Source organism: Demequina pelophila (genome assembly GCF_000971175.1).
Lineage (GTDB): Bacteria > Actinomycetota > Actinomycetes > Actinomycetales > Demequinaceae > Demequina > Demequina pelophila.
The window spans coordinates 641,084-660,675 of sequence record NZ_BBLY01000001.1 but is presented as its reverse complement, the minus strand read 5'-3'; the positions used below and the strand labels follow the sequence as shown (position 1 = coordinate 660,675).

At 72.1% G+C, this 19,592-nt stretch carries 13 protein-coding genes; 5 read left to right on the top strand and 8 right to left on the bottom strand.

Annotated elements, in window-relative coordinates; translation table 11 throughout:
• Positions 1 to 26: 26 nt before the first annotated feature.
• Complete coding sequence (acnA, locus tag AOM03_RS03050; protein WP_062378167.1) at positions 27 to 2,843, top strand: aconitate hydratase AcnA; 2,817 nt, start codon at positions 27 to 29, stop codon at positions 2,841 to 2,843.
• Positions 2,844 to 2,965: 122 nt separating this feature from the next.
• Positions 2,966 to 4,828, top strand: a complete 1,863-nt coding sequence (gene dxs, locus AOM03_RS03045) for a 1-deoxy-D-xylulose-5-phosphate synthase (protein WP_062378165.1) — start codon at positions 2,966 to 2,968, stop codon at positions 4,826 to 4,828.
• A 221-nt stretch (positions 4,829 to 5,049) separates the two neighbouring features.
• Here dxs and AOM03_RS03040 read toward each other — a convergent pair whose 3' ends face one another.
• Together AOM03_RS03040 and AOM03_RS03035 are read right to left on the bottom strand one after the other, a co-directional pair.
• Positions 5,050 to 6,363 carry an HRDC domain-containing protein gene (locus AOM03_RS03040; RefSeq protein ID WP_082092047.1) on the bottom strand — a complete coding sequence of 438 codons (1,314 nt, stop codon included), beginning with the start codon at positions 6,361 to 6,363 and terminating at the stop codon, positions 5,050 to 5,052.
• A complete protein-coding gene (locus AOM03_RS03035) occupies positions 6,360 to 6,917 on the bottom strand; it encodes a DUF3000 domain-containing protein (protein ID WP_062378163.1) in 558 nt (185 codons plus the stop codon). The genes AOM03_RS03040 and AOM03_RS03035 overlap by 4 nt, the downstream gene beginning before the upstream one ends.
• Before the next feature lie 134 nt (positions 6,918 to 7,051).
• Between AOM03_RS03035 and gnd the strand changes: the two genes are divergently transcribed.
• The 3 genes from gnd (at position 7,052) to zapE (ending at position 10,803) form a co-directional block, all read left to right on the top strand.
• Positions 7,052 to 8,488, top strand: a complete 1,437-nt coding sequence (gene gnd / locus AOM03_RS03030) for an NADP-dependent phosphogluconate dehydrogenase (RefSeq protein ID WP_062378161.1) — start codon at positions 7,052 to 7,054, stop codon at positions 8,486 to 8,488.
• On the top strand, positions 8,485 to 9,708 hold the full coding sequence (locus tag AOM03_RS03025) for a carboxylate--amine ligase (RefSeq protein WP_227589865.1): 1,224 nt from the start codon (positions 8,485 to 8,487) through the stop codon (positions 9,706 to 9,708). The genes gnd and AOM03_RS03025 overlap by 4 nt, the downstream gene beginning before the upstream one ends.
• A 75-nt stretch (positions 9,709 to 9,783) precedes the next feature.
• Positions 9,784 to 10,803, top strand: a complete 1,020-nt coding sequence (zapE, locus tag AOM03_RS03020) for a cell division protein ZapE (protein WP_062378160.1) — start codon at positions 9,784 to 9,786, stop codon at positions 10,801 to 10,803.
• Between the two features lie 124 nt (positions 10,804 to 10,927).
• On the opposite strand, the gene AOM03_RS03015 is transcribed toward zapE, so the two are convergent.
• The 6 genes from AOM03_RS03015 to treY all read right to left on the bottom strand — a co-directional run bounded on the left by AOM03_RS03015 (position 10,928) and on the right by treY (position 19,573).
• Positions 10,928 to 12,595 (bottom strand): HNH endonuclease, encoded by a 1,668-nt coding sequence (locus AOM03_RS03015; protein WP_062378158.1) that lies wholly within the window; start codon positions 12,593 to 12,595, stop codon positions 10,928 to 10,930.
• A 297-nt stretch (positions 12,596 to 12,892) separates the two neighbouring features.
• Entirely contained in the window at positions 12,893 to 13,078 is a 186-nt protein-coding gene (locus tag AOM03_RS03005; protein WP_062378151.1) for a hypothetical protein, read from the bottom strand.
• A gap of 131 nt (positions 13,079 to 13,209) precedes the next feature.
• Entirely contained in the window at positions 13,210 to 14,460 is a 1,251-nt protein-coding gene (locus tag AOM03_RS12360; protein WP_082092046.1) for a polyphosphate kinase 2 family protein, read from the bottom strand.
• Positions 14,461 to 14,528: 68 nt separating this feature from the next.
• Entirely contained in the window at positions 14,529 to 15,179 is a 651-nt protein-coding gene (locus AOM03_RS02995) for an IMPACT family protein (RefSeq protein ID WP_062378149.1), read from the bottom strand.
• A gap of 123 nt (positions 15,180 to 15,302) precedes the next feature.
• The gene (treZ, locus tag AOM03_RS02990) at positions 15,303 to 17,054 is read right to left on the bottom strand and encodes a malto-oligosyltrehalose trehalohydrolase (protein WP_062378147.1); all 1,752 of its coding nucleotides are present in this window, start codon (positions 17,052 to 17,054) and stop codon (positions 15,303 to 15,305) included.
• The gene (gene treY, locus AOM03_RS02985; RefSeq protein WP_062378145.1) at positions 17,051 to 19,573 is read right to left on the bottom strand and encodes a malto-oligosyltrehalose synthase; all 2,523 of its coding nucleotides are present in this window, start codon (positions 19,571 to 19,573) and stop codon (positions 17,051 to 17,053) included. Before treY ends, treZ begins: the two co-directional genes overlap by 4 nt.
• Positions 19,574 to 19,592 lie beyond the last annotated feature (19 nt).

Genomic DNA, 19,592 nt, shown 5'->3' with positions numbered 1-19,592 from the left:
GAGACCCCGAACCACGGAGGAGACGCATGTCCGCGAACACCCTGGGATCCAAGTCCACGCTCACCGTCGGAGAGAAGGACTACGAGGTCTATCGCCTCGATGCGGTCCCTGGTCTGGAGCGGCTCCCGTACTCGCTCAAGATCCTCGCGGAGGCGCTGCTGCGCACCGAGGACGGCGCGAACATCACCGCCGACCACGTGCACGCCCTCGCGTCGTGGGACCCGGCCGCGGACCCGGACACGGAGATCCAGTTCACGCCGGCCCGCGTGGTGATGCAGGACTTCACCGGCGTGCCCTGCGTGGTCGACCTGGCCACGATGCGCGAGGCCGTCGAGGAGCTGGGCGGCGACCCGACCGTCATCAACCCGCTGGCGCCGGCGGAGATGGTGATCGATCACTCCGTCGTCATCGACGTGTTCGGCCGCCGCGACGCGCTCGAGCGCAACACCGACCTCGAGTACGAGCGCAACCGCGAGCGCTACCAGTTCCTGCGCTGGGGCCAGACGGCCTTCGACAACTTCAAGGTGGTGCCCCCGGGCACGGGAATCGTCCACCAGGTCAACCTCGAGTACCTCGCGCGCGGCGTGATGACCCGCGAGGTCGCGGGCGCGGCCACCCAGGCGTACCCCGACTCGTGCGTGGGCACCGACTCCCACACCACCATGATCAACGGCCTGGGCGTCCTGGGGTGGGGCGTGGGCGGCATCGAGGCGGAGGCCGCGATGCTCGGCCAGCCGGTGTCGATGCTCATCCCGCGGGTGGTGGGCTTCAAGCTCACCGGCGCGATCCCGGCCGGGGCCACGGCGACCGACGTGGTGCTCACCATCACGCAGATGCTCCGCCAGCACGGCGTGGTGGGCAAGTTCGTGGAGTTCTACGGCGAGGGCGTGGGCGCGGTGCCGCTCGCGAACCGGGCGACCATCGGCAACATGAGCCCCGAATTCGGCTCGACGGCCGCGATCTTCCCCATCGACCAGGTCACGCTCGACTACCTGCGCCTCACGGGCCGCAGCGACGACCAGGTGGCGCTGGTCGAGGAGTACACGAAGCTCCAGGGCCTGTGGCACGACCCCTCGCGGGAGGCGGCCTACTCCGAGTACCTCGAGCTGGACCTGTCGACCGTGGTGCCCTCGATCGCCGGCCCCAAGCGCCCCCAGGACCGCATCGAACTCACGGACGCGAAGGCCTCCTTCGGCCGCTCGGTCCTCGACTACGCGAAGCACGAGGACCTCCACGGACTCGACGAGTCGGTCGACGAGACGTTCCCGGCCTCCGACCCGATCGCCGCCCACGCGAACGGCGGCGAGGAACCGGCCCCCGCATCGTCCCCGGTCGCGACCAAGTCGCGCCCGCACAAGCACGCGCCGCTCACCCTCGCCGACGGCACGGAGACAGCACTGGACCATGGCGCCGTGGTGATCGCCTCGATCACCTCGTGCACCAACACCTCCAACCCGTCGGTCATGCTCGCGGCGGCGCTGCTCGCGCGCAACGCGAACGCCCGGGGGCTCGCGTCCAAGCCCTGGGTGAAGACGTCGATGGCGCCCGGCTCCCAGGTGGTCACCGACTACTACGAGAAGGCGGGCCTGTGGCCCGACCTCGAGGCGCTCGGCTTCCACCTGGTGGGCTACGGCTGCACCACGTGCATCGGCAACTCGGGTCCGCTGCCGCAGGAGGTGTCGGACGTGGTCAACGAGAACGACCTGGCGGTCGTCTCGGTGCTGTCCGGCAACCGCAACTTCGAGGGCCGCATCAACCCCGACGTGAAGATGAACTACCTCGCGTCGCCGCCGCTGGTCATCGCCTACGCGCTGGCCGGCACCATGGACCACGACTTCGAGACCGACCCGCTGGGCCAGGACTCGGATGGCAACGACGTGTACCTGCGCGACATCTGGCCGTCCGCGGCCGAGGTCGAGGAGATCGTGGGCACCTCCATCACCCAGGAGATGTTCGAGAAGGACTATGCGGACGTCTTCGCGGGCGACCAGCGGTGGCAGACCCTGCCCACGCCCGACGGCGACACCTTCGCCTGGGACGGCGAGTCGACGTACGTGCGCAAGCCCCCGTACTTCGAGGGCATGGGCCTCGAGCCCGAGGCCGTGGAGGACGTGGTGGGCGCCCGCGTGCTGGCGCTGCTGGGCGACTCGGTCACCACGGATCACATCTCCCCGGCGGGCTCGATCAAGCCCGACAGCCCGGCCGGCCGCTACCTCGCCGAGCACGGCGTGGAGCGTCGCGACTTCAACTCGTACGGGTCGCGTCGCGGCAACCACGAGGTGATGATCCGCGGTACCTTCGCGAACATCCGCCTGCGCAACCTGCTGCTGGCCGACGCGAATGACGGTGCCGGGGTCGAGGGCGGCTTCACGCTCGACCACCTCTCGGGCGAGCAGACCTCCATCTACGACGCGTCGGTGGCCTACGCGGAGGCTGGCGTGCCTCTGGTCGTGCTCGCGGGCAAGGAGTACGGCTCGGGCTCGTCGCGCGACTGGGCGGCCAAGGGCACCGCGCTGCTGGGCGTGCGTGCGGTCATCACGGAGAGCTTCGAGCGCATCCACCGCTCGAACCTCATCGGAATGGGCGTGCTGCCGCTGCAGTTCCCGGCGGGGGAGTCGGCGGCGTCGCTGGGCCTCGACGGCACCGAGACGTTCGACATCACGGGCGTCGCGGCGTTTAGCGCGGGCGAGCACCCGCGGACCCTGCCGGTCCGTGCGGTCAAGGCCGACGGTTCCGAGGTGGCCTTCGACGCGGTGGTCCGCATCGATACCCCCGGCGAGGCGGACTACTTCCGCAACGGCGGCATCCTGCAGTACGTGCTGCGCTCGCTCGTCAAGGGCTGAGCGGGAACGTGGGGCCTTCCGGTCCCGGGGGCGGCCACCGCATCGTCCCCGGGACCGGCCTTGCGCTGTGCCTGGTGCGGCGGCGCGTACAGTGGAGCAACCCCCGACAGTGAGGAGAACGTGTGCTGGAGCGCATCGGGTCCCCGGCCGACCTGCAGGCGCTGACGCCCGCCGAGCTCGACGAGCTTGCGGCGGAGATCCGCGGCTTCCTGGTCGACACCGTCTCGCGCACGGGCGGCCACCTGGGACCCAACCTGGGTGTGGTCGAGCTCACCATGGGCATCCACCGCGTCTTCGAGTCGCCGCGCGACAGCATCGTCTTCGACACCGGCCACCAGAGCTACGTGCACAAGCTGCTCACGGGGCGCCAGGACTTCTCGACCCTGCGCAAGCGGGGCGGCCTCGCCGGCTACCCGTCGCGCGAGGAGTCGGACCACGACATCGTCGAGAACTCGCACGCCTCCACGGCCGTGTCGTGGGCGGCGGGGATCGCGCGCGGCCACACCCTGCGGGGTGAGGAGGACCGATGCACGGTCGCCGTGATCGGCGACGGCGCCCTCACCGGTGGCATGGCCTGGGAGGCGCTGAACGGCCTCGCGGGGTCGCGGGACCGGGTGGTCATCGTGGTCAACGACAACGGAAGGTCGTACGCGCCCACGATCGGCGGCCTGGCGCGCAAGCTCGACGGGATCCGCGTGGACCGGCGCTACGAGAGCTTCCTGGGCTGGGGCAAGCGCACCTTCGCGGGCCGCGGGCGGTTCCGCAACTTCGCGTACCGCTCCGTCATGCACGGCAAGCGCGCCCTCAAGGGGCTGCTGCAGGAGCCGAGCATCTTCGCGGATCTGGGGCTGAAATACGTGGGCCCCGTCGACGGCCACAACATCGCACACATCGAGCATGCCCTCGCGCAGGCGCGGGACTACGGGGAGCCCGTCATCGTGCACGTGCTCACCGAGAAGGGCCGGGGCTATACGCCGGCGGAGCAGCACGTGGCCGACCGCTTCCACGCCGTGGGGAAGATCCACCCCGAGACGGGGCTGCCCATCGAGCCGTCGCGGTTCGGGTGGACGTCCGTGTTCGCCGACGAGATCGTGAAGGTCGCCGAGGAGCGTCCCGACGTGGTCGCGCTCACGGCCGCGATGCTGGCGCCGGTGGGCCTGCAGCCGCTCGCGGACAGGTACCCGTCACGGGTCATCGACGTGGGCATCGCCGAGCAGCACGCGGTCACCTCCGCGGCCGGGCTCGCGTTCGCCGGCATGCACCCGGTGGTCGCGGTGTACGCGACGTTCCTCAACCGCGCCTTCGATCAGGTCCTCATGGACGTGGCGCTGCACGGCGCCGGGGTGACGTTCATGCTCGACCGCGCCGGCATCACCGGTGACGACGGACCCAGCCACAACGGCATGTGGGACATGGCCCTGCTGCGGCACGTGCCGGGGCTGCGGCTCGCGGCGCCGCGCGACGAGCCGAGCCTGCGGCGGGCGTTCCGGGAGGCGCTCGACGTCTCCGACGCACCCACGGTGGTCCGGTATCCGAAGGGTGCCGTGGCGGCGCCGCTGCCGGCGGTGCGGTCGGTGGGGGACCTCGACGTGCTGGCGTCCTACGGGGGCGACGCGTCTGTCGTGGTGATGGGGCTCGGTTCGATGGCGGGCACGGCGGTGTCGGTCGCGGAGAAGCTCGCGGCCGAGGGGCTGGATGTGCTGGCGGCCTCGGCCACCTGGGTGCACCCGGTGCCCGGGGGCCTGCTGGAACTGATCTCGGGCGCGGAGCTCGTGGTGACGGTCGAGGACGGGCTCACGGACGCCGGCATTGGCGAGGAGTGGGCGGCCTTCGCGCGTCTCGCGGGCGCGCGTGCGCAGTGGTCGCACCACGGGGTGCCGAGGGAGTTCCTGCAGCACGCGTCGCGCGCACAGGTGATCGATCGGATCGGGCTCGACCCGTCGGCGATCGCGGACACGGCGCTGGCGGCGCTGGCGCGGGACTGAGGTCGCGCCGGAGCACGGCCGAGGTCACTGCTCCACACACGAACGGGCGTGTCGTCGGCGTGTCGAGCGCCGTTGCCCCGACACGCCGGGCGACACGCCGATGGCCGTGTGGACCAGTGATCTGAACGGACCGGTGAGCGGTGTGGACCAGTGATCCGAGCGGGCCGGCGAGCGGCGTGGACCGGTGATGTGGGCCCCACCCCGGGACGACGGGGCCGGCGTCAGCCCTCCTGGGACTCCGAGGCCGCCGCCGTGAGCGCGGCCGCCGACTCGAAGGCCTCCGCGAGCGCGGGCGCTGTGAGGTCGATCTGCCACGCCCGGGCCCCGCGGCCGGCGAGGAAGCTCCGGATCCAGGATTCGCCGCCCTCGCCGGGGTACTCCCAGCAGGTGCGCCGCATCGCGTCGGGCTGCAGCAGGTTCTCAGCGGGCACCTCGTGCCGGTCGGACAGGTCGCCGATTCTGGCCTTCGCGGCGCTCAGCCGCGCGAACGCCTCGGGCCGCTTGTCCTTCCACATCCGCTGCTGCGGCGGGCCGTCGCCCTGGGGCGCCCGACGTGCCGGGAGGCGCCTCTCGCCGAGCGCCATGGCTTCCTCGACGGCCGCGTACCATTGCGCGGCGCGGCGGCGGGTGCCCTTGGACTGGAACTCCCGCACAGCGAGCAGCGCCTCGAGCGAGTCGGGCTTGGCCTGGGCGGCGGCGACGATCGCCTGGTCGCGCAGCACCCGGCCGGGGGAGACGTCGCGGCGCTGCGCCTCGGCGTCGCGGGCCTCCCACAGCGCCTTGACGATGGCGAGGCCGCGCTGATCGCGCACCTGGTGGGAGCCGGAGGTGCGCCGCCATGGGTCGACGCGCGGCTCGGGCGGCGGGGCGAGACGGACCGCCTCGAACTCCTGCTCCGCCCACTCGAGCTTGCCGGCCGCGGTGAGGTGCCGGTGGAGGCCGTCGCGCAGGTCGAGCAGCACCTCGACGTCGAGCGCCGCGTAGACGAGCCATGCGTGGGGCAGGGGCCGCTGCGACCAGTCCTGCGCGGAGTGCTCCTTGGCGAGCGCGAAGCCCAACTCCCGCTCGACGACGGCCGCCAGGCCCACCTTGGGCCAGCCCATGATCCGGGCCGCGAGCTCGGTGTCGAACACCTTGGCGGGGTTCATGCCCAGCTCGCGCATGCCGGGCAGGTCCTGGCTCGCGGCGTGGAAGACCCACTCGGCGTCGCCGAGCGCCTCGCCGAAGGCCGACAGGTCGGGCAGGGCCGCCGTGTCGATGAGCGCGATGCCCGCGCCCTCGCGCTTGAACTGGGCCAGGTAGGTGGTCTGGCCGTAGCGGAAGCCGGAGGCGCGCTCGGCGTCGGCGGCCACGGGGCCGGTGCCGACGGCAAAGGCCTCGCACGCGGCGGCGAGGGCCTCGGGGGTGTCGATGATGTCGGGGACCCCACCCGCGGGCTCGGTCAACGGGGTGGCGACGGGCGCATCGTCCCCCGGCTCGTCACCGGCCTCGTCCTCCAGCGTCGCGTCGAGGTTCTCGTCGGGTGCGTCGGTCACATGTTCCTCTCGGGCAGCACGGTCACGCCCTCGGGTGCGGGAGGCATCCCGGCGCAGGCGGCCATCAGCTGGGTCCAGGCCGCGATATGCGGCGCCAGGTCGGTCGTGGTCGGGGTCCAGGACACGCGGATCTCCACGTGCACCTCGTCCGGGCGGTCCGCGAGGTCGCCGTAGGCGGTCGACGTCACCTTGGTGACGGTTCCGCCCCGGGCACGATGCGGGACCCCCGCGAGCGCGTCCTCGAGCCAGGACCAGGCGACGTCCCCCCACAGCTCGTCCCGGCCCACCTCGGGCTCGACCTGGGCCTTGACGAGGGCGACCACGCGCATCGTCCCTTCCCAGGCGGGCTGGCCGGCCGGGTCGTGAAGCACGACGAACCGGCCCGAGGCCTCGGTGGGGGCGTCGATCTCGCCGCTGATGGCGGCGGCGAAGGGGGCAATCCGTGACGGCGCGGGCACCTCGGTGAGGGTGACGCGCGGATGCGTCGGCGCCTCGCGCAGGGACATGAGGGCGTCGCGGAAGTCCGCGGGTGCCTCAGCGATGTCCCTGGTCATAACCCTGAGCCTAAGCCCGGGGCGCGCGCGAGCGGCGGACCGGCGCGCGCCACCCGGCCCGTGCGTCGTCCCCGGGGCGGCACCCGCGTGCGTCTAGGCTGGGGGAGTCCCACGCCCCTGAAGAAGGATGTTCCATGCCCGCAGCACAGATCGGCGTCACCGGCCTCGCGGTGATGGGCCGCAACCTCGCGCGCAACTTCGCGCGGCACGGCTACACGGTGGCGGTTCACAACCGCTCGGTCGAGCGGATGCACTCGCTCATCGCGGAGCACGGGGACGAGGGAGAGTTCGTGGCGTGCGAGACCCTCGAGGACTTCGTGGGGGCGCTGGCGCGGCCGCGCACCGTGGTGGTGATGGTCAAGGCGGGCGGACCCACAGACGCGGTCATCGACCAGCTCACGGAGCTGCTCGAGCCGGGCGACATCGTCGTCGATGCCGGCAACGCGCTGTACACGGACACGATGCGCCGCGAGAAGACCCTCGCGGCGCGCGGCCTGCACTTCGTGGGATCCGGCGTGTCGGGCGGCGAGGAGGGGGCGCTGCTCGGCCCCTCGATCATGCCGGGCGGCCCCGCCGAGTCCTACGCGACCCTGGGACCCATGCTCGAGGCGATCGCGGCGAAGGCCGAGGACGGCACGCCCTGCTGCACCCACGTGGGCCCCGACGGCGCCGGCCACTTCGTCAAGATGGTCCACAACGGCATCGAGTATGCGGACATGCAGCTCATCGGCGAGGCATACGACCTGCTCCGCCAGGGCCTGGGCCTGACCCCGGCACGCATCGCGGACATCTTCGCCGAGTGGAACCGGGGCGACCTGCAGTCCTACCTCATCGAGATCACGGCCGAGGTGCTGCGCCAGACGGACGCGCGCACCGGCGCGGCGCTCGTGGACGTCATCAAGGACCAGGCCGGGCAGAAGGGCACGGGGCGCTGGACCGTGAAGAGCGCCCTGGACCTCGGGGTTCCGGTCACCGGCATCGCCGAGGCGACCTTCGCCCGCGCGATCTCCTCCCAGACGGCGCAGCGCGAGGCGGCGAGGGGCGTGCTCCCCGGGGCGACCGTCGAGTTCGCCGTCGCCGACGAGGCCGCCTTCATCGAGGACGTGCGGCTCGCGCTGTACGCCTCGAAGGTGGTCGCCTACGCGCAGGGATTCGACCAGATCCGCGCGGCCTCCGACGAGTTCGGGTGGGACATCGCGCTGGGCGACATGGCGCGCATCTGGCGGGCGGGCTGCATCATCCGGGCGCGCTTCCTCGACCGCATCACGGAGGCGTTCACGCGCGACGCGGGCCTGCCCACCCTGCTCGTCGACCTGTACTTCGCCGCCGAGGTGGCGGGAGGCGTGCCGGCCTGGCGTCGCGTGGTGTCGCAGGCCGCGCTGACGGGCATTCCGGCGCCGGCCTTCGCCTCGTCGCTCGCGTACTACGACTCCCTGCGCGCCGAGCGACTGCCGGCCGCGCTCATCCAGGGCCAGCGCGACTTCTTCGGTGCCCACACGTATCAGCGCATCGACGTCGAGGGCACCTTCCACACGGAGTGGTCCGGGGACCGCACGGAGGTCGAGGCGTGACGATCCTTCCTGTCGTCGTCGGTGGGGACATCGGCGCGTACGCGATGGTGCGCGCCTTCCACGAGGCCTTCGGGGCGACCTCGGTGGTCCTTGCGAAGGTGGTGACGCGCCCGTTCGAGGCCTCCCGTCTCGCCGAGGTGCGCGTCGCGGACGTCGAGGACGAGGCCGCCCTGGTGGCCGCCCTCGAGCAGGTCGCCGCCGATCACCCGTCGTCGCGGCGCGTCCTGCTCACGAACGCCGACTGGTACGTGGGCATGATCAACGCGAACCGGGATCGGCTCGAGCCGCTGTTCGACATCGCCCTGTGCTCGGCCGACAACTTCGACCGGGTGTCCTCGAAGGAGCGGTTCCAGCAGGACTGCGAGGCACTCGGCATCCCGGTGCCGGCCACGGTTCACGTGCGGCCCGGCGACGGGGTGGACGATGCGACGGCCGCCGCCCTCGACGCCCTCACCTTCCCCGTGGTGGGCAAGCCGAGCTCGAGCGCCGAGTACCACTACGTCGAGTTCGCCGGGAAGCTCAAGGTGCACCACCTCGACTCGCGCGAGGAGGTCGACGCGCTCATCGCGAAGCTCGCGGGCGCCGGCTTCACGGGCACGTTCCTGTTCCAGGAGTTCATCCCCGGCGACGAGACCCACATGCGCTCGCTCACGGCGTACCGCTCGGCCCAGGGACGTGTCACGCTGCTCGCCACGGGCCGGGTGCTGCTCGAGGAGCACACGCCGGGCACGCTCGGCATCCCCGCCGCGATCCTCACGGAGCCGTACGCGGACGCGATGGACGCGATGAGCCGCTACCTCGAGCACATCGACTACCGGGGCTTTGCGAACGCGGACTTCAAACTCGACCCGCGCACGGGGCGACACGTGTTCTTCGAGGTCAACCCGCGCATCGGCCGCAACAACTGGTACGTCACGGCGGCCGGCGCGAACGTCGCCGAGCACGTCGTGGCGGACCTCGAGGGGCGCGCGATCGAGCCGGTGCGCGTCGACCGCGAGGTGCTGTACACGGTGGTGCCGGTGCGGCTGCTGCTGCGGTACCTTCCCGACGTGGAGCTGCGTCGGCGGGTCGAGGGGGCCGCGATCCGGGCGTTGGCGCGCCCGCTCATGTCGCCCGCGGACCGGGCGCTGCGGCGCATGGTCGCGGTGTGGGGCATGACGCTCAACCACTACCGGAAGTACAAGCGCCACTATCCCGAGTACACGGCGACGGGCTTCTGAGGGGTCGGTGCGGGGGTTGGCCTCGTCGCCGCGTTGCATGTTGCCTGCTAGGAGCCTGGCGCTAGGCTGGCGCGCGTGACCCTCACCTTGGTGGGCAGGCGGCCCGTGCTCACGCCGGACGAGCTCATCGCGGCGCTCGTGCCGCCCCCGCACTTCGCGGAGGCGTCGTTCGACTCCTACCGTCCCGACCCGGCGCACCCCTCGCAGGCCGATGCGCTGGCCCGGGTTCGCGAGTTCGCGGCGCCGCACCTGCGGCGCTCGTGGTGGTCGGGCCGCGGGCGGAGCCGCAGCGGTGCCGCGCAGGGGAGCGGCCTGTACCTGGACGGTGGCTTCGGCGTGGGCAAGACCCACCTGCTCGCGGCGCTGGCGTTCGCCGTGGGGGAGCGCGCGGCGTTCGGCACCTTCGTCGAGTACACGAACCTCGTGGGGGCGCTGGGCTTCGCGGCCGCGCGGGCGGCCCTGGGCCGGTTCGAGGTGGTCTGCATCGACGAGTTCGAGCTCGACGACCCCGGCGACACGCTCATCATGGCGCGGCTGATGCGCGAGCTCACGGACGCGGGCGTCGACGTGGCCGCAACCTCCAACACGCTGCCGGACGCCCTGGGCGAGGGGCGATTCGCCGCCGAGGACTTCCGGCGCGAGATCCAGGCCGTGGCGGCCCTGTTCGACACGGTGCGCATCGACGGACCCGACTACCGGCACCGCGGCGACCTCGAGTTCCCGCCCCCGGCCACGTCCGCCGACCTCGACGCGCTGGCGGCCACGGACGGCACGGTCCGCGTGGCGTGGGCGGACCTCATCGAGGACCTCGCGCAGGTGCACCCGAGCCGGTATGGGGCGTACGTCGATGGGCTGCGTGCCGTCGCGATCGATGATGCCGAGCCGCTCGGCGACCAGAACCAGGCGCTGCGCCTGGTGGCGCTGGTGGACCGTCTGTACGACCGCAACGTGGTGCTGCTGGCGTCCGGGGTCCCGCTGACGGAGGTGTTCACGCCCGAGATGATGCGGGGTGGGTATCGCAAGAAGTACCTGCGGGCCCTGTCGCGCCTGGAATCGATGGCGCACGCCGCGATCGAGCACACGCGGCCCGTCTGACGCGCGGCGGTTGGTGGGGATTGCCCCTGGGTGCGCCCCGGCCCTTGATGCACCCGGCACTTTGATGCGCCTGGCCCCTTGGCCCCGCCGTGCCTCGGGCGCCCGCGGTGTCACAGGCCAGGCATCACCACAGCGACGGTGCGGGGGCGGGGTTCGGGGCCGGGTCCGAGGCCGGTGCCGGGGTGTGTGCGGGACGTGGGGGAGGGCCCGGGGCGTCAGCGCTCGCCGTGGCCGCCGCAGGTGCCGGGCCGCCCAAGCCATGGCGAGCGTCGCCGTCCGTCCGGTGGTCTCCGCGGTGGGCGTCGCCGCACGCATCGTCCAGCGGGCGTGGACGCAGATGGGTCGGCGGCTCGGGGAGCTCACCTGCCGCGAAGCGATGTCGACCACCCAGCCGGGGAGTGCGCGACGGATCGATGCTCGCGGGCGGCACGAACCACACGTGGGGGCCGTCGACGTGGACGCTCCAGTCGGTGTCGTGGAGCCTCAGGTGACACGAGCGACACAGGGAGAGCCCGTCCTCGAGGTCGGTGCGCCCGCCCTTCGCCCAGTCGGTGAGGTGGTGCGCCTCGGCCCACCGAACCGGCGCGGTGCACCAGGTGCAGCCCCCGTCGCGCTCGGCGAGCGCGAGCCGTTGGGCGGACGTGAAGAGGCGCTTCGAGCGGCCCACGTCGAGCGGGAGCGACGCTCCGGTGAGGGTCATCGGGATCATCTGCGCGTCCGCCGCCAGGAGCCGTGCGGAGTAGGCGGACAGCGGCGTCGTGAGCTGGTCGCAGTCGGCAAGACCCGCGCCCGTCGTGAGGTCGGCGAGGCCGAGACGCACGACCACCGTGGTCTTCACCCCGGTCGCCTCGGACGTGCAGTCGGTCGCATGGGCGGCGAGCATCGACAGCACGTCGACCCTGATCTGCGCGGCAGACCTCTCCTCCCGGATCCCTGAGTCGCGCGCCTCCTGGAAGCCCTGCTTCACCTGCGCGTCGAGCCACGCGATCAGCGGCGCCGCCGAGACGGGATCGAGCCGACCGTTGAGGATGACCATTCCCTCCGGGTCCTCGTGAATCGTGAGCGAGCGCAGGGCCCGCTGACGCTTCTCCCGCTCCCGCCACCCGGCGGGATCCGCCTCGGCGCGCTCGTGCAGACACGCGCGGCGCAGCATCGTCAACGACTGCGACTTCGCCTTGGCGACGAGCCGTCGCTCGACATGCCACAGCGCCTCGTCGTCGAGCACCGGGCGCACCTCGGCAAGAGTCGCTCGGATCAACGCCGCCGCGTCCACCGAGACGGCACGTTCGAGGAGTGCGTGCGCAAGGGATCCCTCCGGCGGCGGAGCATCGTTCTCGTCGTCGTCCGCGTCCTCATCATCGGGCGCGTCGTCTCCGTCAGCCGTGTCGTCTCCGTCATCGCCCTGTTGCTGCTCCTCCGATTCGGGGTCTGCGTCGTCGTCCTCGTCGGAGTCCTCGCCGGGCCGGCCCGTCTCGCCATCCTCCGGCTCCATCGCGAGCCCGGTCTCGATGAGCTTCCGGGCCTCGGCCACGGTGCTTTCGAGCAGATCCGCGATCAGATGCTCAGCATTGGAGTGCCCGGCCTTGCGAGCGAATCCATGCCGACCCGGACCGGACTCCCGTGCGGCCTGCGCCGCGATGGGAGCGAGCGCGAGTCGGGCGCAGTGCAGCATCTCGCACCCGGCGGTGAGGGCCTCGAGCAGCGTGGCGTGGTCGAGTTCGCGCAGATCGCGCCCCTCGAAGGCGCCGAGTGCGTCCACCGCGAGGGTGACGTCGACGCTGCTGATGTCCATGTCTCGAGCCAACCACGACCCGTTCGGTGTTCCGGAGAAACAGGACGCATCGGTGGACAGGTGGGGTGTGGTCAAGGACCGGGGACATCGGCGGCGGCGCGGAGGAGGTGGACGGCGGCGCGGAGGAGGTGGACGGCGGCGCGGAGGAGGTGGACGGCGGCGCGGAGGAGGTGGACGGCGGCGTGGTGGAGGAGGACGGGGGGGGGGTGGTGGAGGAGGGCGGCGGGACGCGCGCGACGAGCCCGATGGAGGGAGCCGCCAGACGCCGATGCGGCGCCCTCGGCCCTGCGTGTCCCGCTACCCGTTGAGTGCCGAGAACACCTCGTATGCAAGGAACGCGGGCCACACCAGGCCCTGGAAGATCGCGCCCACGTGCTCCCAGAAGCCGTCCGCCTGCTGCCAGAACCACACGGCGGATCCGATGATCGCGAGGAAGTAGGTTCCGCCCCAGCCTGCCGCCGCACCGTTGTTGCCGCTGCTCATCGCGCACCCCCTTCGGGAGGTGCGCCGCGCACCTCCCCTTCAGGTCTACCAGGGGGCCGCGCCGTTCGTGCAGCGCGAGGATCCGCGGTCCGGAACAACCCGGGGACGATGCGGGTTCCCCCCTCCCTCGCTCAGGCCGCCTTGGCCTTCCGGTCACCGGCCTTGCCCTTCGCCTTGGCCCTGAGCTCGCCCTTGGCCTTGCCCTTCGCCTTCGACTTCTCTTTGGCCGAGTGAGGTGCAGAGTCGAGCGAGGAGTCCTTGCCGGCATCCTTCCTGCCCGACTTCCCCTTCTTGCCTGACGCCGACTCCCTCTTCGACGCCGCCTCCTTCTTCGACGCCGACTCCTTCTTCGAGGACTTGGACCCCTTCGAGGACTTGGCCTTCTTCGAGCCCTTCGACGCCCCCGACCTCTTGGACGACCGCGCACCCTTCTTCTTGCCCTTCGCACGAGGGGGCGTCTCCGCGGCCGGAGACTCCGCATCGTCCACGGGCTCCTCCTCGACCTTGTGGAGCAGGATGCCCTCCGCCACGGCGGTGGCCTCGAGCCGCGCGCGCTGCTCGGCCACGTCGAAGGTCGCCATGGGCCATGTCAGGTCCATCGCCTCGAGCGTGTCGAGCAGCAGGCGCGTGACGGCCAGGCGGGCGTACCACTTTCTGTCCGCCGGGATCACGTGCCAGGGCGCGATCGCGGTCGACGTGTGGTCGAAGACGTCCTGGTAGGCGTGCATGTAGTCGTCCCACAGGGCCCGGTCGTCGAGGTCGCTCGGCGCGAACTTCCAGTGCTTGTCGGGCCGGTCGAGCCGTTCGTTCAGTCGCGCCAGCTGCTCGCCGGGCGAGATCATCAGCGCGCACTTGATGACGGTGATGCCGGCCTCGTCGGTAAGGCGCTCGAATCGGTTGATCTCCCGGAAGCGTCGCTCCCAGGGATCGCCCTCGACGAGCCCGCGCACCCGCACCGCCAGCACGTCCTCGTAGTGCGACCGGTCGAACACGCCGATCTTCCCCGGCGTGGGCAGCGACCGCCGCACCCGCCACAGGTAGTGGTGCTTGAGCTCCTCCGGGGTGGGGGCGCCGAACGACCGGACCGCCACGCCCTGCGGGTCCACCATGCCCAGCACGTGGCGGGCGATGCCGCCCTTGCCGGAGGAGTCCATGCCCTGCAGGACCACGACCACGGCGCGCGATCCGCCCGAACGCCCGTCGGCGTACAGTCGCTCCTGCAGCTCCGACAGCCGCTCGCCCCACTCGGTGCGCAGCGCCCGGCCCGCCTGCTTGCCGCCGGAGAAGCCCGGCGTCGCGCTCGTGTCGACGCTCGCGAGGTCGAAGCCCTCATGCACCCGAAACAGGTCGCTCGCGCGCCCCTTCCAGCCCGTGCCGCCCATGTCCGTCTCCTTGATGGAATCAGACCACCATAACGGCGTTTCTCCCGGTAGGCCGGGAGGATGGGGCGCTAGGCGGGCCGGTCGACCACCTCGGTCGCGCCGATCCGAGGCGCCAGCGCACCCCCGGACAGCGCCGCGAGGTCGGCCGCGAACGCTGGCACGAGGGCAGGCGCCACGCGGACCCCGAGCACCGCAGCGGCGCCGTAGGTGGGCTGGTCCACCACCGCATCGTGCGTCGCGACCCACTGGTGGAGGAAGGCGGTGATGCGACCCGCATCGGCGTGGGGCACCTCGATGGACACCCGGGTGAGGAAGGACCGATGCACGGGCCGGGCGAGGTCGAGCGTCTCGGACACCGCGGAGCCGTAGGCGCGGACAAGGCCTCCGGCGCCGAGCAGAATGCCGCCGAACCAGCGGCTCACCACCGCGACCACGTCGGTGACCTCGCGGCGGCGCAGCACCTCGAGCATGGGCACACCGGCGGTGCCGGCGGGCTCGCCGTCGTCCGAGGACCGCTGCCGGTCCGCGTCGACGCCCACCACCAGCGCGGTGCAGTGATGGCGCGCGTCCCAGCGCTGCTTGCGGATGCGGGCGATGACGTCCTCGGCCTCCTCGACGGAGCGCACGGGCGCCAGGTGGGTGAGGAAGACGGACTTCTTGATCACCAGCTCGTGCTCGACCACCTGCGCGATCGTCGAGGGGAGCGGGTGCGTGGTCACCCCGCGAGGCTATCGCGGGGCGACCGGGACGAGGGGGTCGTGGACCCAGGGCCCAAGGAGCAGCGCGGCCACGGACCGGCTCAGTCAGCGACCTGACTCGCCGGTCGCCTCCAGCCCACGCCCTTACCGCTCCCGCGCCACCAGCGCCACCCCGTCGGGCCCGAGCACGCACGCGTACCCGTCCTCCTGCACGTCCCCGAACGTGGCGATCGGCGCGCCGATCACGCGCATCGGCGAGCCCGAGAGGTTCGCATGCACCTCGACCGGTCCGTGCATCGTGAGTTGCCTGGGTCCGGCCTCGGAGGCGCCCGCCGGGTGCCGCTCCCACGCGCCGTCGCGCAGCGTGAGCGCCCGCGCGCCCATGACGGCGCGCACCCACTCCTCGATGCGCCGGTTCGCGGGGGACGATGCGGCGACCCCCGATCCCAGCTTCGAGCGCAGGAAGGTGGCCCGGTCCTGGGGGTCGGGCACCTCGATCGCGCCCCCGTACAGGTCCTCCCAGCCGTGGCCCGCGAATTCCGCGAGCCTCCCGGACGTGACGGCCGAGCCCAGCGGCTCGCCGTGGTCGGTGAAGAACATGAAGGGCCTGGTCTCGCCGTACTCCTCGCCCATGAACAGCATGGGCGTGAAGGGCGACAGCAGCACGAGCGCGAGGGAGGCCGCGGTCGCGCCCTCGGACAGCCGCGAGGCGGGCCGGTCGCCCAGCGCCCGGTTGCCCACCTGGTCGTGGTTGGAGGCGAACACCACGAAGCGGCGGCGGTCGGTCGCGGCGGACACGGGCGCGCCCCAGTCCTCGCCGCGGAACGTCGAGAAGCCGCCGTCGTGGAGGAACACGTCCCGGTAGACCTTGTCGAGGGCCTCGATCGATCCGAAGTCGCAGTAGTACCCGTGGCGCTCGCCCGTGAGGTAGGCATGGAGCGCGTGGTGCACGTCGTCCGCCCACTGGGCGGTCATGCCGAGCCCGCCCTGCGCCACCGGCGCGACCATGGACTCCTGGTTGAGGTCGGACTCCGCCACCAGCGACAGTGGCCGTCCCAGTCGCGCCGACAGCTCCGCGGTCCGGTCGGACAGCTCGGCGAGGATGTGCCGGGGCGACTCGTCCACCAGTGCGTGCACCGCGTCGAGCCGCAGCGCGTCCACGTGGAAGTGCTCGAACCAGCGCAGCGCGTTGTCGAGGATGAAGGCGCGCATGCCCTCGGCCGCGTGCTCCTGGTCCAGGTTGACCGCCCATCCCCACGGCGTCTCGTGCGCGTCCGTGAAGTAGGGCCCGTACTGCGCGAGGTAGTTCCCGTCGGGCCCCAGGTGGTTGTAGACCACGTCCAGGCACACGCCCATGCCGAAGCCGTGCGCCCGCTCGACGAAGCGCTGCAGCGCCGCCGGCCCCCCGTACGCCGAGTGCACCGAGTACAGCGCGACCCCGTCGTACCCCCACCCGCGGTCGCCGGGGAAGTCCGCGAGCGGCATGAGCTCGATCATCTGGATCCCGCGCCCGGCCAGGTCCCGCAGCTGGCGGTCGTCGATCGCGTCGAGCGTCCCGCGCGGCGTGAACGTGCCCACGTGCAACTCGTAGGTCACGGCGCCGAGGGCGTCCATGCCCTCCCAGGACCCGTCCGCCCACGCATGGGCCGCGGCGTTAAAGGTGCGCGAGGCGCCGTGGACGCCGTGCGGCTGCCACGGACTGCGCGGGTCCGGGAAGGGGCCCGCCCCGTCGACCACGAACGCGTAGTCGGTCCCCGTGGGAAGGTGGGGCCCGAGCCACCAGCCGGGTCGCGCATCGTCCCTGGACAGGACGTCGAAGACGGCCTCGTCGGCGGGGCCTACGGCCACCTCGACGCGTTCGGCGTCGGGCGCCCACACCTCGATCTGCTGGCTCATGCGCGCTCCAGGAGTGCGACGGGGTAGTGCTTGAGCAGCGTGGCGATGGGCACGGAGCCTCCCTGATGCAACTGGCGGCCGATGACGTCGCGCCACCGCCCCGCGGGCAGCGACACGGTGTGCTCGCCCCAGCCGCCCAGGTGCTCGAGTTCGAGCGCGGAGCGGGTGACGATCGCGATGGCGCGCGGGTCGTCGCCGTCCGTGCGCGCGTAGACCACGCAATGGCCGGAGGACGATGCGAGGGGCACGTAGCCTGCCGTCTCGCCCAGGAAGGCCTCGGGCTTGGCGCGCCGCATCCGGAGGGCCCCGGTGGTGACGAGCATCTTCTCCTCGGACAGCGTGCGGGGCTTGGCCTTGCCGCGGACCCGGCGGAGCATCTCCGCGTACGCGTCGAAGTCGACCGGCCGGCGGTTGTCGGGGTCCACGAGGCTGGGCGCGACGGCCTCGGTGCCCTGGTACACGTCCGGCACGCCCGGCATGGTGAGCTGCAGCAGCTTCTGGCCCAGGATCGCGGCGCGGACCCCGGTCGCGGTGGCGCGGTGCCAGCCGGCGACCGCCTCCCGGACCGCGGCGTCGGCATGGGTGGCCTGCGCGAACCACAGCACCTGCGACTCGTACTGCTCGTTGATCGAGGTCCACGTGGTGTGCGACTTCGCCTCGCGCATGGCCTTGGTGAGGTAGCCCTCGAGGCGGTCCCACTCCATGAAGGACTCCTCGTCGGAGGTGCCCACGAGGGTCTGCCACCAGAGGTTCTCGGTGCGGCCGTCGAGCTCCGCGGGCCGCATGTCCGCGGTGATCTGCCGCAGCTGTTGGACCAGCTCGTCCCAGTCGTCGGCGGCCTCGGACAGCACGCCCAGGCGGGCCCGCACGTCCTCGGAGCGCTTGGTGTCGTGGGTCGACAGGCAGGTCATGGCGTGCGGGTACCACTGCTGCTGCTCGTGCGCCCACGCGTGGAAGGCGGCCGGCGGCAGCGCGAAGCGGCCGGCGGGGGAGCCCACCTCGCACAGCGGCAGCAGGTGGGTCCACCGGTAGTACGCGGTGTCCTCGACGCCCTTGGCCATCACGGCGCCGCACGCCTGCTGGAAGCGGGTGATGAGTTCGCGGCGCTTCGCGTCCTCGGTGCGGCCAGCGGAACCCACCTCGGCTCCCTTGAGCAGGTCGACCACCACCTCGAGCGTCTCGTGGCGCTCGGGATCCAGCGCGGCGCGCGCCTTCTCCGCCGCGTGGTCGATGGCCTCGAGCGAGGTCGGGCGGGGCGGCTCGTCGGGGACCACGTAGGCGCGGTAGCGGTCGAAGGTCACCAGCAGGGTGCGCAGGCAGTCGAACAGCGACCGCCACGTGTGGTCGCGCAGGCGCACGTCCGTGGTGCACACGTGGTGCGCGATGGTCGCGAGCCGGTGGACCTCGCTGGAGAGCGACTCGCGCACGATCTCCCACTTGGCCTGGTCGATCATGTCCGGCAGCTCGCCCATGGCGTCGCCCGCGACGCGGTGGAGGGTCCCGGCGAGCGGGGCCGCGCCGGCCGGGTCGCGCAGCAGGGCGCCCACGCGCCAGGCGGCGTCGTAGCCGGTGGTGCCGGCGGTCTTCCAGGAGGTGGGCAGGTGCTCCTCGTCCTCCAGGATCTTCTCGACGACGATCCACGCCCCGTCGGTCGCCTCGGACAGCCGCTGGATGTACCCGGCGGGGTCCGCGAGACCGTCCGGGTGGTCGATCCGCAGCCCCTGCAGGGTGCCGTCGGCGACCAGGTCGATGATCCGCTCGTGCGTCGCGCGGAACACGTCCTCGTCCTCGACGCGGACGGCCACCAGCGAGCCGACGTCGAAGAAGCGCCGGTAGTTGAGCTCCTCGTTCGCCACCCGCCAGTACGCGAGGCGGTAGTGCTGCTCGTCGACCAGGGTCGCGATGGGCAGGTTCTCCGTGCCCGGGCGCACGGGGAACACGTTGTCCCAGTAGCGCAGCACGGGCACCTCGCCGCGGTCCTCGTGGCCCGGGACCACCATGGTGTCGAGCTTGAGCTCGCCGGCGGCGAGGATCGTGCCGATGCGCTGGCCCAGCACCGGCATGAGCACCGGCTCGCCGGACTCCCAGTCGACGTCGAACCAGTGCGAGAAGGGAGAGTCGTGGCCCTCCTCGAGCACCGACCACAGCGCCTTGTTGTGATACGCGGGCGTGGGCACGGCCATGTGGTTGGGCACCACGTCAGCGATGAGGCCGATGCCGTGCTCGCCGGCCGCCCAGGACAGCTCGCGCAGTCCCCGCTCGCCGCCCAGCGCCTCGGAGATCCGCGAGTGGTCCACCACGTCGTAGAAGTGGGTGGAGCCCGGCGCGGCGGTGAGGATGGGGGAGAGGTACAGGTGCGTGACGCCCAGGGTCTGGAAGTAGTCCAGCCTGGCCGCCGCATCGGCGAAGGTGAAGGCCTCGCTCAGCTGCAGCCGGTACGTCGAGAGCGGTACCGGCGCGTCCGGCCGGTGTCCCAGCCGCTTGGTGGTCTTCGTGCGTTCCTGCGTGGCATCGGGCATGAAAAGAACCAGCCTCCTC